General features: G+C 68.5%; 19 protein-coding genes. 10 read left to right on the top strand and 9 right to left on the bottom strand.

Annotated elements, in window-relative coordinates; genetic code table 11:
- Positions 1–120: 120 nt before the first annotated feature.
- The gene (locus tag NS4_RS07675) at positions 121–1,161 is read left to right on the top strand and encodes an NAD(P)-dependent alcohol dehydrogenase (protein WP_063058807.1); all 1,041 of its coding nucleotides are present in this window, start codon (positions 121–123) and stop codon (positions 1,159–1,161) included.
- Positions 1,162–1,167: 6 nt separating this feature from the next.
- On the opposite strand, the gene NS4_RS07670 is transcribed toward NS4_RS07675, so the two are convergent.
- Positions 1,168–1,647 carry a nuclear transport factor 2 family protein gene (locus NS4_RS07670; RefSeq protein ID WP_063058806.1) on the bottom strand — a complete coding sequence of 160 codons (480 nt, stop codon included), beginning with the start codon at positions 1,645–1,647 and terminating at the stop codon, positions 1,168–1,170.
- Positions 1,648–1,824: 177 nt separating this feature from the next.
- Here NS4_RS07670 and NS4_RS07665 point away from each other — a divergent pair, with 177 nt between their 5' ends.
- Complete coding sequence (locus NS4_RS07665; protein ID WP_063058805.1) at positions 1,825–2,364, top strand: mycothiol transferase; 540 nt, start codon at positions 1,825–1,827, stop codon at positions 2,362–2,364.
- A gap of 46 nt (positions 2,365–2,410) precedes the next feature.
- Here NS4_RS07665 and NS4_RS07660 read toward each other — a convergent pair whose 3' ends face one another.
- The 4 genes from NS4_RS07660 to NS4_RS07645 all read right to left on the bottom strand — a co-directional run bounded on the left by NS4_RS07660 (position 2,411) and on the right by NS4_RS07645 (position 4,998).
- On the bottom strand, positions 2,411–3,229 hold the full coding sequence (locus NS4_RS07660; RefSeq protein WP_063058804.1) for an RNA polymerase sigma factor SigF: 819 nt from the start codon (positions 3,227–3,229) through the stop codon (positions 2,411–2,413).
- Positions 3,219–3,659: an ATP-binding protein gene (locus NS4_RS07655; RefSeq protein WP_063058950.1), complete on the bottom strand. Its 441-nt coding sequence runs from the start codon at positions 3,657–3,659 to the stop codon at positions 3,219–3,221. Before NS4_RS07655 ends, NS4_RS07660 begins: the two co-directional genes overlap by 11 nt.
- Positions 3,660–3,831: 172 nt before the next feature.
- Positions 3,832–4,503 carry a PAS and ANTAR domain-containing protein gene (locus NS4_RS07650; RefSeq protein WP_063058803.1) on the bottom strand — a complete coding sequence of 224 codons (672 nt, stop codon included), beginning with the start codon at positions 4,501–4,503 and terminating at the stop codon, positions 3,832–3,834.
- 87 nt (positions 4,504–4,590) lie between these two features.
- Positions 4,591–4,998 (bottom strand): STAS domain-containing protein, encoded by a 408-nt coding sequence (locus NS4_RS07645; RefSeq protein ID WP_063058802.1) that lies wholly within the window; start codon positions 4,996–4,998, stop codon positions 4,591–4,593.
- 327 nt (positions 4,999–5,325) lie between these two features.
- Between NS4_RS07645 and NS4_RS07640 the strand changes: the two genes are divergently transcribed.
- Genes NS4_RS07640 through NS4_RS07605 form a run of 8 tightly spaced genes read left to right on the top strand, consistent with a single transcriptional unit; the run spans position 5,326 to position 9,919 of the window.
- Positions 5,326–5,934, top strand: coding sequence for a flavodoxin family protein (locus tag NS4_RS07640; protein ID WP_063058801.1), 609 nt, complete (start codon positions 5,326–5,328; stop codon positions 5,932–5,934).
- A 59-nt stretch (positions 5,935–5,993) separates the two neighbouring features.
- Positions 5,994–7,004 carry an iron-containing redox enzyme family protein gene (locus tag NS4_RS07635; protein ID WP_063058800.1) on the top strand — a complete coding sequence of 337 codons (1,011 nt, stop codon included), beginning with the start codon at positions 5,994–5,996 and terminating at the stop codon, positions 7,002–7,004.
- Between the two features lie 5 nt (positions 7,005–7,009).
- Positions 7,010–7,660, top strand: a complete 651-nt coding sequence (locus NS4_RS07630; protein ID WP_084487022.1) for a HemK2/MTQ2 family protein methyltransferase — start codon at positions 7,010–7,012, stop codon at positions 7,658–7,660.
- Entirely contained in the window at positions 7,641–8,003 is a 363-nt protein-coding gene (locus tag NS4_RS33835; RefSeq protein ID WP_369690202.1) for a CDGSH iron-sulfur domain-containing protein, read from the top strand. The genes NS4_RS07630 and NS4_RS33835 overlap by 20 nt, the downstream gene beginning before the upstream one ends.
- A 5-nt stretch (positions 8,004–8,008) precedes the next feature.
- A complete protein-coding gene (locus tag NS4_RS07620; RefSeq protein ID WP_063058799.1) occupies positions 8,009–8,242 on the top strand; it encodes a DUF6480 family protein in 234 nt (77 codons plus the stop codon).
- Positions 8,243–8,274: 32 nt separating this feature from the next.
- Positions 8,275–8,844: a nucleotidyltransferase family protein gene (locus NS4_RS07615; protein WP_063058798.1), complete on the top strand. Its 570-nt coding sequence runs from the start codon at positions 8,275–8,277 to the stop codon at positions 8,842–8,844.
- Between the two features lie 16 nt (positions 8,845–8,860).
- On the top strand, positions 8,861–9,139 hold the full coding sequence (locus NS4_RS33280; RefSeq protein ID WP_030521240.1) for a BON domain-containing protein: 279 nt from the start codon (positions 8,861–8,863) through the stop codon (positions 9,137–9,139).
- A gap of 24 nt (positions 9,140–9,163) precedes the next feature.
- Positions 9,164–9,919, top strand: a complete 756-nt coding sequence (locus NS4_RS07605) for a metallophosphoesterase family protein (RefSeq protein ID WP_063058797.1) — start codon at positions 9,164–9,166, stop codon at positions 9,917–9,919.
- Between the two features lie 9 nt (positions 9,920–9,928).
- On the opposite strand, the gene NS4_RS07600 is transcribed toward NS4_RS07605, so the two are convergent.
- The 4 genes from NS4_RS07600 to NS4_RS07585 form a co-directional block, all read right to left on the bottom strand.
- A complete protein-coding gene (locus tag NS4_RS07600) occupies positions 9,929–10,357 on the bottom strand; it encodes a nuclear transport factor 2 family protein (RefSeq protein WP_063058796.1) in 429 nt (142 codons plus the stop codon).
- A 46-nt stretch (positions 10,358–10,403) separates the two neighbouring features.
- Positions 10,404–10,910: a DnaJ family domain-containing protein gene (locus tag NS4_RS07595; RefSeq protein ID WP_063058795.1), complete on the bottom strand. Its 507-nt coding sequence runs from the start codon at positions 10,908–10,910 to the stop codon at positions 10,404–10,406.
- 91 nt (positions 10,911–11,001) lie between these two features.
- Positions 11,002–12,378, bottom strand: coding sequence for a hypothetical protein (locus tag NS4_RS07590; protein ID WP_063058794.1), 1,377 nt, complete (start codon positions 12,376–12,378; stop codon positions 11,002–11,004).
- Positions 12,379–12,584: 206 nt separating this feature from the next.
- Positions 12,585–13,490 (bottom strand): alpha/beta hydrolase fold domain-containing protein, encoded by a 906-nt coding sequence (locus tag NS4_RS07585; protein WP_157105933.1) that lies wholly within the window; start codon positions 13,488–13,490, stop codon positions 12,585–12,587.
- Between the last annotated feature and the right edge of the window lie 310 nt (positions 13,491–13,800).

Raw genomic sequence — 13,800 nt, 5'->3', positions numbered from 1 at the left:
TCACAAGGGACCCTAGGGAGGGATTTGACAGGTGTCAATAAAATTCGACTCTTGTCAGCCCGTCGCGAACCGGCCTAGTTTGTGAGGCACGCCATAGTCGGCCGGAGCGGGAGGACACCCATGAGAGCACTGCAACTCACCGAACCCGGCACCCTGGAAATACGTGAGGTCCCGATCCCCGAACCGGGCCCGGGCGAGCTGCTCATCCGGGTCGGCGCCTCCGGTATCTGCCACTCGGACCTGCATGTTCTCCATCTCCCCTTCAAGGTCCGCGACGATCCGCTGACCCTCGGCCACGAGATCGCCGGCACCATCGCCGCGGTCGGCGAGCAGGTCACCGGGCGGGCGACCGGGGAACGCGGCGTGGTGTATCTGTGCTGGTCGTGCGGGCAGTGCCCCGAATGCGCGAGCGGCAATGAGAATGTGTGCCGGGCGGCCGGCCGGGTCGCCATGCCGCCCTGCCCCGGGCTCGGGCCGGACGGCGGTATGGCCGAGTACGTGGCCGTACCGGCCACTTCCTTCGTCCCCATCGGCGATATGGATTTCGTCGCCGCCGCACCGCTGGCCGACGCGGCGCTCACCAGTTACCACGCCATCCGCGGCGCCCGCGATCAGCTCTACCCCGGGGCCACGGCGGTGGTGATCGGCGCCGGCGGACTCGGCCATGTCGGAATCCAGATCCTGCGCGCGATCACCCCGGTACGGGTGATCGCGGTGGACACCGATTCCGGCAAACTCGAACTGGCGGCGGAATGCGGCGCGCACGAGGGGCTCTCGGCCGATGCGGACACCGCGGCCCGGATCCTCGCCATGACCGGCGGCCGCGGCGCGGAAGCGGTATTCGACTTCGTCGGCGTGGACACGACCGCGAAACTGTCGGTCGAATCGGTCGGACCCAACGGGGCCTATCGGATGATCGGTTTGGGTGAGGGAGATCCCGGTATCACCGCGGGACCGGCGGGCGGCCCCGGACTGCCGTGGGGCGCCACCGTGCGCAAATCCTACGGCGGCACCAAACGCGATCTCATCGACAGTATCGCGCTGGCCCGGGAGGGCCGGATCACCGCGCGTACCCAGCAGTTCCCCCTCGAGGACGGCGCGCACGCCTACGAATTGCTCGAGCAGGGCAGGATCCGCGGCCGCGCGGTCCTCGTGCCCTGAGCGGACTCACTTCGAGTCGGTCGCCCACATATTGCTGAGCAGGGTATGGCTGGGAGTATCGGCCAGCGACTGCGAGGACTCGTAGATCCGCACATAGGAGGTGGCGTGGATGCGCCAGATCCCGTCGGCGCCGCGCCGGTAGCGGTCGGTGTAGTACCCGGCGCCGCGGATCAGGACGCCGAACTCGGTGGCCAGGACCGTGTCCTCGAACAGCCAGCTACCGGTCGCGGAATCACCGTCGACGCTGATCTCCGGATGATTGGCCACGTGGGTGGTGACGATGCCGGGGCCCATGTTCTCGCGCATGAACCCGACGACCGCGTCGCGTCCGTCGAGGGTGAGTTCCTTGCCCATGGCGTGGGTGCCGTAGCGGGCTTCGATCTCCGGATCGAGCGTGGCGGCGAAATCGTCCCACTGTTTCAGATCCAGAGTGCGGAAGTAGCGGTACTTGAGGCCGCGGAGAAGTTCGAGTGCCTGCAGATCCATGGAGCCACCTTGGCACGGTGCCACGAGCGCGGCAAGAACATGTTCTATTTTCTCGCTACGGCGGCCTCGGTTTGCGCGGTCCGGATCGTGGTACTGCACCGGTACCGGACGACAGCTCGCGGCACCCGGTCCGTCGCGCCGGCGTCGCCGCGCTATCCAGCAGCGACGGAGAAAGCAATGAACAGTGCCGATCTACTCACCGACGCCTTCGATCGAATCCGCGGGGTGGTCCACGAAGCGGTGGACGGACTCGACGAACAGGCCCTGACCCACCGTCTCGATCCGGCGTCCAACTCCATCGCGTGGCTGGTCTGGCACCTCACGCGGGTGCAGGACGAACATCTGGCGGAATTACAGACCGCCGAATCGCTGTGGACCGGCCGCGGCTGGTTCGAGCGTTTCGATCTGCCGATCGACCGGGACGCCACCGGTTACGGCGACACCCCCGCCGAGGTGGCCCTGATCAGCGCTCCACCGGAACTGCTCATGGGATATCACGACGCCGTGCACGCGCGGACGGTCCGCTTCGTGGGCGCGCTGGACGACCGGGACCTCGACGCCGTCGTGGACACGAGCTGGGATCCGCCGGTCACCATGGGTGTGCGCCTGGTCAGTGTGATCGCCGACGACCTCCAGCACGCGGGCCAGGCCGCCTTCGTCCGCGGTATCCTCTCCCGCGCCCCCGCCGGCCGGAGGGATCCGGCGGCCACCCGCTGATCCCCGCCGCGGCCGCCGGGCCGGCGGCCGCGGCCGGACGGGCCGGTCAGTCGCGCAACGCTTGTTCGCGGAGCCAGCCGAGTGTGCGCGAGAGTATGCGCGAGATGTGCATCTGCGAAACTCCCAACTCATCGGCGATCTGCGACTGGGTGCGGGATTCGAAGAACCGCATCCGCAGCACCTGACGCTCCCGCTCGGACAGCTCGTCGAGCAGCGGTTCGATCGCCAGATAGTCCTCCAACCACCCGTAGGACGGCTCCTCGGCGCCCAGCGATTCCACCAGCGGCAACGCCGAACTGTCGCCGTCCTCCCCGGCGGCGGGCGCGTCCAGGGAGGACGCCTGGTAGGCGTTGCCGGCGATGAGGGCCTGGGTCACCTCCACCACATCGATACCGAGTTCGGCGGCGATCTCCTTGGCCCGCGGCACCCGCCCCAGCCGCTGCGACAGGATCTCGATCGTGGGGCCCAGGTTCAGCTGCAGCTCCTTGACCCGGCGCGGCACCCGCACCGACCAGGTGTTGTCACGGAAATGCCGGCGAACCTCGCCCATGATGGTGGGGACAGCGAAGGACAGGAACGACGAACCACGCGAGACGTCGAAGCGGTCCACCGCGTTCACCAGGCCCAGCCGTGCCACCTGGAGCAGATCGTCGTAGTTCTCACCGCGTCCGGAGAACTTCCTGGCGATGTGCTCGGCCAGCGGCAGACACCGCCGCATGATCTCCCCACGCAGTTCGGCACGACCTGGATCGCCCTCGGGGAGGGCGGCCGATTTGCCGAACAACGGCTCGATATTGTCGTAACTGTCGTGGCCGCGATGGCGGCGCGAAGGTCCGGGATCGGCCCGCGATCCTTCACGCGCCATCGGCGCCTCCTCGGAACCAGCTGAACTCGACATCGGTCGGGTAACCACCACTCGCCACGTCGTAGGGGTGCTGTTCCACGCTGACCGAGCGGGTCAGCGTCCGGACGATATGCCAGCCGAATCCCTCCTGGTCCTGGAGCGAGTCGACCTCCGAGATCGAGGTTACGCGCACTGTCATGCGGTGCTCGTCGTAATCGAAATCGCAGGTCAGACTCGAATCGGGAACAGCTGCGGCAATCAACGATGTAGCCACCTCATCGAGGGCGAGCCGGATATCGGTCACCTCGTCCAGACCGAAGTCGGCGATCAGCGATACGGTCTCGGCCAGCGCACGCAGCATCACCAGCTGCTCCTGCCGGGCCGGGATCCGCACGCCCACTGTCGTATCCGCCGATGTCGTATACACGGAATCGGAGACACTCTCCCCCATGCGCACCACCACCTCGTTCCTACCGCCCGCACCCCGGCGGGCGGGGGGCGCCCGCCGGGCCCCGTCGGTGCCCGTGACCGTCGATGACGCCGCGGTTCGTCTTTCCTTCGGATGTCGCCTGATTGTCACATGCGCACATACCCCGGCCGGAATCGCCGAAACACCGCGCTGTTCACGCGCAGTCGATCCGCTCGTGAACTGTCAGCAGCAGATGATCGAATTCGGTGCGCAGGGCGGGCGCGGCATATTCGATCGTGGGCAGCTCGGCGACCAGCCGCGCGGCCAGCGCGCGGAGTTTGGTGTTGGTCTCCTGGGAACGCCAGATCAGCACCCGGAACGCCTGGTCGGCACTGATGCCGTACACGACCATCAACGCGCCCTTGGCCTGCTCGATCACCGCTCGCGCCGCATAGAGTCCCGGCAGCGTGTCCTGCAGCGCTTCCTCCCGCTCCTCGGCCAGCGTCTCGGTGAGGTCGATGTAGTAGCCCGTGGAACCGATCACGACACCCTGCTCGTCGGCCATCACATCGGCCACCACGATCACGTGCTTGGTGTGCCCGGCGAGGTCGACGATACGGTGCCTGCTGCAGAACGGGGTCCCCTCGGCCACCGATTTCGCCAGGGCGCCCGCCACCTGGGCGCGGTCGTCGGGGTGCTTGTGACCGAGCAGCAGCTCGGTGCTGGGGGTCATCGGCGCGGGCGGGTAACCGTGCATCTCGGCGACGGCCTCCGACCACTCCCAGCGTTGGTCGGCGAACCAGAACCGGAAGGCGCCCGCACATTGCGAGACGCTTCCGATCGAGTCCAACAGTTGCTCGGCGACAACGCCGTCTTCTCGCGACACCGCTCGAGTATCGACTGTTCCTGTACGGAAAGCGACACTGCCCCGGCCGCTCGCGCGGCCGGGGCAGGGTATCCGGGCAGTGGTGGGTCAGCTCGTGAGCGCGCAGCTCATACTCGGGAAGTACTGGAACTGTGGCCGCACACCGGCGACCTCGAGTGCCCGCTCCACTTCCTTGCGGCCGCTGACCACACGCAGCTCGACCCCGGCCCGCCACGCGGCGGCCTTGGCTTCTGCGAGGAGTACGGCGGCACGGATACTCATGAACGTTGTCGCGCGCAGATCGAGCACTACGGCGCGGCACAGACCGGCGCGGCACCGCTCGAGTAGGCTGCGCAGTTCCTCGTGCAGTACGGCATCCAACTCGCCTTCCACGCGGGCGATCACGCATTCGGGGTGTTCGGTACTGCGTCGCGACCACATACGGCCGGTGATGACCGGCCGCGGTTCGCGCTTGCGTTGCTGATCGACCTGGTACCGGGCGGCGGTAACCGACATATCAATCCCATCCCTTGCTGGTGGGGATTTCCGGTTGGCGTACGCGTTACGGGCGGATCTCGGAACGGGAGCCGGTCCCGCTCATCGAACCCGGGCACCGAGATACGCGGCACCGGGATCGGCTGCATGTTTTCAACCTGACGACCATTCTGGCACGGTCGGCCGACGGTGTACACCGCCGCCGACCCGGGCATATCCGGTCGCGGTCGCCGCCGCGCGGCCGGATAATGATGTTTATCCCCCGTGCGACCGGCTATTGCGCACAGGCACAGGCACAGGCACAGGGCCGGGTCGGACCGGCCGACCAACAGGGGCGGAGGTTTCCGGATGGCTTCACTGACCGCGGTGGCACTGGTGTGCTCGCTGAAGAGCTCACCGGCCGAATCCAGTAGCGATCTGCTGGCCCGGCAGGTGCTCGGCGAACTCGCACGCCACGATGTGGCGGGCGAGGTGATCCGGGTCGTCGATCACGATATACGCCCGGGTACCAGCGCCGACGAGGGCGACGGCGACGAATGGCCCGCCGTACGGGCCCGCATCGCCGGGGCGGATATCCTGCTGTTCGCGACTCCGACCTGGGTGGGCCATATGTCGTCGGTGGCGCAGCGCGTGCTGGAAAGACTGGACGCCGAGCTGTCGGAGACCGACGACGCGGGACGGCCCGCCATGTTCGGCAAGGTCGCCCTGACGGCCGTGGTCGGGAACGAGGACGGCGCCCACAAGATCACCGCCGACCTGTTCCAGGGCCTGAACGACATCGGTTTCACCGTGCCCGCGCAGGGCGGCACCTACTGGAACGGTGAGGCCATGAGCGGCGTCGACTATCTGCAACTGGACGAGGTCCCCAGCGCTGTCGCCTCCACCAACGCAACCGCCGCCCGCAATGCCGCCCATCTCGCCCGAGCGCTCCGCGGCGCCCCTTACCCGGCCGAATAACGCGCAGCGCGTCCCGCTGCCCTCCCAGGGATCCGTTCGATGCCTGCGAAAGGCGAACCATGGTCGAAACACTCACCCCGCGCGCGACCGCCGTCGGTGCGCCCGCGCTCCCGATGGCCCGCGGACCGCTTTCGGCGGCCGTGCTGACGCTACTGCGGGACACACCCGGACGCCCGGTACCCGACGTCCCCGACGACCTCGATCCCTACGGTGACGATCTCCAGCTGACCCTGCACACCTGCTACGAGCTGCACTATCACGGTTTCGACGGCGTCGACGCCGACTGGGAGTGGGATCCGGGCCTGCTGCGGATACGCGCGGAGCTCGAGCGCCGCTTCCTCGCCGCCCTGCGAGCCGAGGTGCCCGGCGGCGCCGATGTCACCGCGGAACTGGATAGGTTGCTCACCGTGCCCGTGGCCGGCGGTGTCCCCCGTCGGCTGCGCGACGAGGGCTGCTGGTGGCAGATGCGCGAGTATTTCGTACAGCGCTCGATCTACCACCACAAGGAGGCCGATCCGGTGGCCTGGGTGATACCCCGGCTACGAGGCCGGGCGAAGGCCGGGCTGGTAGCGATCGAGTTCGACGAGTTCGGTGGCGGTCACGGTGATCGGATCCATGCCCGGCTCTACGCCGACCTGTTGCGTGGCGCGGGCCTGTCCGACGGCTATCTGCACTATCTGGACATCGTCCCGGCCCCCATGCTCGCCCTGGTCGACATGATGTCGCTGTTCGGTCTGCACCGTTCGATGCGGGGAGCGATCGTGGGGCATTTCGCGGCGGTGGAGATCACCTCTTCGCCGGCCTCGAAACTGATGGTCGAGGCGCTGCACCGGTTCTCCGCCCACGCGGACTGCGTACGGTTCTACAGCGAGCACGTGACCGCCGACGCCGTCCACGAACAGGTCGTGCGCCGGGAGGTGCTCGACGACCTGCTGGCCCACGAACCCGAACTGGCCGAATCGGTGGTCTTCGGAATCCAGGCGACCGATCTCCTCGAGGACCGGTGCTCGGCCCAGCTGCTCGACCGCTGGCGGGCGGGCGAGAGCTCGCTGCGGACGACGGAGCGGTGAGTCCGGTGTTCGTTCGTGTTCCCGGCGTCTACCGCCCGCAACCGGATACCCGGCTGCTGGCCCGGGCGATGACCGACGCGGCACTGCCGCGCGACGCGCAGGTACTCGACGCGTGCACCGGCACCGGTGCGCTGGCGATCCACGCCGCCCGATCAGGGGCGGCGGCGGTCACCGCGGTGGATCTGTCGCGCGCCGCGCTGGCCTCCGCCTGGTTCAACAGCCGGCTGTACGGGGTGCGGCTGGAACTGCTGTACGGAGACGTCACCCGGGTGGTCGCAGGCCGCACGTTCGATGTGGTGGTCGCCAACCCGCCCTACGTACCGAGCGAAACGCATCCACCCCAGGACGGCCCCGCGCGCGCCTGGGACGCCGGTTGGCACGGCCGCCATCTGCTGGACCCCCTGTGCGAGATGATGCCGCAACTGCTCAGCGTCGGCGGTACCGCCTTGATCGTGCACTCCGCGGTCTCGGGTATCGCCGCCACCCTCACCCGGTTGCGTACCGGCGGGCTGAAGGCGACCGTGGTGGCCCGCACGGTCATCCCGTTCGGGCCGGTGATGCGTAGCCGCGTGGAGTGGTTGCGCGAACGCGGCCTGATACAGCCCGAACAAGAGCACGAGGAACTGGTGGTGATCCGTGCCGACCGAACCCGCTGAACTTCCGGCCGGTCCCGACGAGTTACTCGCCGCGATCCGCCATACCGACCCGGCTGTCGCGGACAGCACAGCGGTGCCGGACGACGCTTCCGGTCCCCGGCCCGACTCGGCCCCCGTCCCGCCGGATGCGGCGGGCCCGGTGCGCCGGATCACCTTCACCGCCGAGGGCCCCGCTCTTGTCGAGGGCCCGCTGGAGGTGGTCACCCCAGACGGTGACCACGTACTCGCCGACCGCTTTCTGGTCGCGCTGTGTACCTGCAAACGTTCCGGGAGCTACCCGCTGTGCGATACCAGCCATCGCCGCCGGGCCAGGCGCTCCGGAAATGACCGAGACGGGAGGTAGAGGGTATGTCATCCATGGATCCCGACCCCGCCGAAACCCCTGATCTGGAACCGGGCGGCGGCGTGCCGCCGGGTTCCACACCACCCGACACTCCGCAGACCTCCGGGCTGTCGGCCGACGAGCCGGCCACGCGGCACCACTTCCCGGCGACCGGCGTCCTGGCGGTGGTGCTGACGATCGTCCTGGTAGCGGCGTTCGCGGTGGTCGCGGTGGCCTTGGTGATCGCGGTCGTCAGCTGATTGGTGGGGCCGTTTGCGGGTAGCCGCCCGGTATGGCTCCGACCCATCAGCAATTGCTCCATGCGCTGACGCGAGCCGCGAACGCGCTGACGCACCACGACGTCCCCTTCGCCGTGGCGGGCGGCTGCGCGGTCTACGCCCGAGGTGGACCGCCCTCCGATCACGACGTCGATCTCTTCGTCAAACCCGCCGACAGCGGCCGGGCGCGCAGCGAACTGGCCCGGGCGGGACTGCGTATCGCCGACGCTGCCGAGGACTGGCTGACCAAGGCCTACGACGGTGACACTCTCATCGACATCATCCACCGGCCCAACAATCGTGAGGTCGACGACGCCCTGCTGGCCCGGGCCGAGGTCATGCGGGTCGGGCCCACGATGGCGCCGGTGGTGCACGGCACCGATCTGCTGGTCGACAAACTGCTGGTCTTCGACGCGCACCGGTTGGACCTGAGCCCGCTGTTGCGTATCTCGCGCGATCTGCGCGAACAGGTGGATTGGCCGTCGGTGCGCGCCCAGACCGAACATTCGCCCTACGCGCGGGCGTTTCTCGGGCTGATCGACGATCTCGGTATCGCCGACACCCGGACCGATGATCGAACCTGAAGGAAAGGCCGGATAGATGTCGGAAACCCAGAACCGTCCGCCCGGCCGGCCGCCGGAGTATCTGGCCGCCGAACTGCACCGGGCATTGACCGAGGACCCGCGCTGCGCCGAACAGGGCGTACGGGTGCGGATCCGGGGAGATGTGGTGGTACTCGACGGCGAAGTGGGTACCGCCGAGCGCCGGCGCCGGCTCGAAGACGTGGTGCACGAGATCGCGCCGGACGCACAGATCCACAACGACGTACACGTGACCGCGACGCCCGGCCCGGGCGAATGCGAGGACCTCGGTGACTGACACCGGGCGGAAGGGAGTGCACCGATGCGGATCGCCGCTGTGGGGGACATCCATCTGGGGACCGACTCACGGGGAAGGTTGCGTCCCGCGCTGCGTGGGCTACCGGACCACGCCGACGTGCTACTGCTGGCCGGTGATCTGACCAATCACGGGACGCCGGCCGAAGCGGAGGTGGTGGCCACGGAATTCGCCGATCTCGGGGTCCCGGTCATCGCGGTTCTCGGCAACCACGACTATCACAGCGATCACGCCGACGAGATCACCGAGATGCTGGGCGCGGCCGGGATCACGGTCCTCGAGGGCAGCGCCACCACGGTCACGATCGGCGATCGCACGCTGGGCGTCGCGGGGACGAAGGGATTCGGCGGCGGTTTCGCCGGAAAATGCGCCAGTGTGTTCGGCGAGCCCCTGATGCGCGAGTTCGCCGGGCACACGGTGGAGTTGGCCACCCGGCTCGATACCGCGCTGGCCGAACTGGATACCGATGTCACGGTGGTGCTCACCCACTACTCCCCCGTCAGCGACACCCTGCACGGTGAACCACGGGAGATCTACCCGTTCCTGGGTTCCTATCTGCTCGGTGAACCCATCGACACCCACCGGGCGGATCTGGCGCTGCACGGCCACGCGCACGCCGGATGCGAACGTGGCACCACACCCGGCGGTATCCGTGTCCGCAATGTCGCCCAGCCGGTCATCCGGTCGGCCTTCGCCGTGTACGAACTGCACCCGCGTCAGACGCGCGTGCTCGAGCACCGCGCCACCGCGTTGACCGGATGACCGTGGCGTCTACTGCGCGAAAGCGGCCTCGATACCGTCGAACCAGGCCGCTTCCTCGAGCAGCCGGGTGCTGCGCCAGCCGTCGGGAGTGCGGATCAGGTCGTGGTTGTACCAGCCGCCGCAGGTGAACTGTTTGCCCGGGGACACGATCATCGGGTTGAAGAACATCGCCCGCACCTTCGCCGTGTCGCCGTCGAGATCGACCGCGATATTGGAGATGAAATGCTGGGTGCAGGCGAACAGGTCCAGCTGTTCGGTCAGCCGGGCCACCACGGTCTCCAGATCGCCGACCGGACCGCCGGCCGTGCTGTAGTCGATCTGCGCGTCGGCGGTGAAAACCGTCCGGTACAGCGCCCAGTCCTTACTGTCGACGGCGGTGGCGTAGCGGGTGAGCAGATCGGTGATCTCGAGCCGATCGGCGAGGGTCGCTGAATCCATCCCTCCATACAACCCCACCGCCGCGGTATCCCGGGCGGGTTCGGCCTCAGCGACCGCGAAAGATCCGGCGCCACCGGCGCGCCGCGGGTGCGGAGCGGGGCGGGGCGATCTCCGGGCGCCGGGCCGCGGCGGCCGGGGCGTCCTCCCGGGCAGTCCGCTCCTGCCATTGCCGGACGACCGCGTCCGCATCGACCGGCGCGATCGGCACCTGCGGCCCGGTGGGGATCCGCAACCAGTCGACGATGCGCCGGTTCAGTTCGGCGACCGTCTCGCGTACTTCCTGTTCGGACACCGCGTCGCGGAGCGTCTCGGGTAGCCGCTCCACATCACGGCGCAGCAGCAGCGACGGCGGCAGCATGGCATCGCCGCTCACTCCTTCGCGGCGCAGATAGTCACGCAACCAGGCGTTCTCGTCGTGGTAGGGGTTCCCGGCGCCCGGTAGCGGTTCACCCGCGCCGACGAGATTGTCGAAGTCGCCGCGTTCGGTGGCCTCTCGGATCTTGCGATCGACCCAGGACTCGAAGTCGACACCCACGGGTTTGCGCTCGGTCATCGTGGCTCCTCACCGTCTCCCACCACGGTAGCGCTGCTCCCCGGCAGCGGCAGCGGTGGTGACCCGTGTACTCACCGGGTCACCACCGGGCTCAGGCTCCGTTGGTGGAGGTGCTGCGAGCGCGCCCGGAACGGGCCCGGCGGCGCTCCGCCTGGAGTTCGGCGAGCTCCTGTTCGAGGATGTCGGCGACCCGGAACTGGCCGGTGTCGTAGCCGTCGGAGGAGCGTACGACGTCGAGGAACTCGTCGGTCTCCTTGTCCCCGGACATCTTGCCCTTGCTCTCCGCGGAACCGTTCTTGGCGCCGTCGGAGGAACTCTTGCCCAGCCCCGAGAGCTTCTTGGGTTTGGTCACCGGGAGTTTGTCGGTGGTATCGGCGGTCCTGCTCGTGGTCGACTCCCCGTCGAACAGCGGCGAATTGGTCGCCATCTCATCGAGCAGCGAGCTGGTCCGTCCGATCAGCCCGGAAGTGACCTCCGCCAGATCCCCCGACCGGCGTTTTCCCGTATCACCACCCGAGCTGTCCGACCGGAAGGCCGAACCACTCGACGCGGAACCCGGCGACTTCGTACCGCCCGGCTCCAATGCCGCCGGTTTCACCGCGGCCTCGGCCTCACCGACCGGGAGTTGGGCCGCCGCCGTCTTCGCGTGATCGAGCCGCAGGCTCACCCGGGGCAGGTTGTTACGGATCTGATCGGCGGGGTCGGGCAGCACCCGGACCTGTTCGGTGGCCCGCAGGATCGCCATACCGTAGCGGCTGCTCGCCGCGTCGTGGATGAGCAGCGCGACGCCGATCATCACCGGCGCGACCGCGTGCACGGCCGCGTCGTACCATTCACCGAGTCTCAGATAGGGATAGGTGTTCAGCCCGACGGTCAGGGTGAGCAGCGCGATCTCGGCGGCCGCCACCTGCTTCCGGTTGTTGATCACCCCCCATTCCGCGACCTTGTTGGTGCCGATCATGATGATGATCAGGCAGACACTGATCATCGCTTCCAGCAGGTAGCTGAACCAGAACAGCGGATCGGACGCACCGGTGGGGGCGATGTTCTGCTGCACGTTGACAGCCGACCAGAGCATCCCCGCACCGACCACACCGGCCAGTGCGCGCAATGACCAGGACCGGTGCCGGTAGAGCGAGGCGAGTTTGGCGTGCGGACTGGACTCCCGGCGCTGGGCGGCGATGGCTTTGCGGGCGAGCAAGAGGTCGCGCATATCCGCCTTCTCGATCTGCTCGGTGGTCTGCCTGGCCCGGTCGTTGGCCGAGGCGACCGCTTGGATCTCCTTCCAGCGCTGCCCGCGCTCCTGTTCGCGGATGCGCTCGGCGAGTTCACGTTCGGCGCGTAGCTCCGATTCCGACAGTGCTTCGGTGAGGGCGGGGTCGAATTGGTAGGCCAGCCGGCCCCGAGCGTGTTCGACGCGCTGAGCCAGTTGCGTGACATCGTCCTCGAGTGGCGGTTCGACAGTCATTACGGCTCCCGCCTCGGGTGATTCGATGGCAGACAAGTAGTCACGCCCGGGTACGGTACCGGCCTTTGCTTCGCGATGCATCGTCACGGTCGAATCAACCGAATTCCGTGGGCGTTCACACGCTGTTCACGAGTTCCCCTGCGGCCCGGCGTTTCCGCGTCCACGCAGGCGCGGCACGCCCCGGAGACGAAGGGCGGCGCGGGCGCTCACAGGTTGTCCAAGGTGGTCAGGACCGCTTTCACCACGGGACGCGCCTCGGGGACCGGAACAAGTGGATATACATGGAACAGGCCGGGTTCGGCGATGAGACGTATACGCCCGCCGACGCGTGCGGCGAAGGCGTGGGCGTCGGGGTACAGGATGTCGTGCGTGCCGACGAAGATGTCGGTCTGCGGTAGCCCGTCCACCGGGCCGTTGATCGGGCTGAGCTCCGGCAGCCCGAGATCGTCCCCGCCGGCCCAGACGCGTCCCGCCTCGAGCAGGCCGGGGCGCGCCAGCCACGGATCGTCCGCCTGCACCCGGTCGATCTCCGGCGCGCACAGGCGCATGTCGAGACACGGCGCGAACAGGATCAGCCGCGCCGGGGCGGGCAACCCGGCGTCCGGCAGCGCCTGGGCGAGCAACAGCGCCAGAGTGCCGCCCGCCGAATCACCGGCGAGCACCACCCGTCCGGGATCCACCGCAGCGATGACCTCCCGGTACAGCGCCAGGAGATACGGCCGGGCCGACCGGTAGGTGTAGCGCGGCGCCAGCGGATAGATCGGCACCTCGACCCGGTGCCCGGCCGCGGCGAGCCGATCGATGAAGCGCCAGTGCCACCGGCTGATCTCCCGGAAGAAACTACCGCCGTGCAGGTAGATCACGACTTTCCCGGATTCGGGCGCCGTCCGGGGTATCAAGCGGTAACACGGGAATCCGTCGACGAGGCGGTCCTCGACCCGGTGCCGGCGCCGCAGCCGACGCGGCGGGGTGTGGGCGCCGGCGGGTTCGGCCATGGCGGCGCGGGCCTTCTCGGCAGTCGCCATACCGCGTTTGCGGGTGACCCGCAGGAACACCGACAGCGCCCGGGCGCGGCGGCTGACCACGAACGTCTTCTCCTTCCGTATCCGCATCGGTGGACGGAGCCGGGCCGGCCCGGCTCCGTGGAGCATATGCCGATACGTGCACCGACGCGGGCGCGTTACCTTCACCGCATGTGCGACGACAGGTCATACCGTTACCGGGCGCACTACGCCTGCCCGGCGTGCCGGATATCGCAGAAGCGCGGGAGTCGACGGCCCGGAGCGGGTCCGCATTCGGCGGTCCGGTACGGTTGCCCCGTTGTGGAATCGAAATACACTGCGCCGGACCGGACTTCGCCGCGCCCGGATGAAACGACCGCGCGGCCCGGCCGGTGGTCGCCGCGGCCCTGAGCGCAGGTCT

Origin of the sequence: Nocardia sienata NBRC 100364 (assembly GCF_001613205.1) — a bacterium.
GTDB classification, from domain to species: Bacteria; Actinomycetota; Actinomycetes; order Mycobacteriales; family Mycobacteriaceae; genus Nocardia; species Nocardia sienata.
Note: the sequence above shows the minus strand (reverse complement) of the source record. Positions and strands in the feature narration are given on the sequence as shown.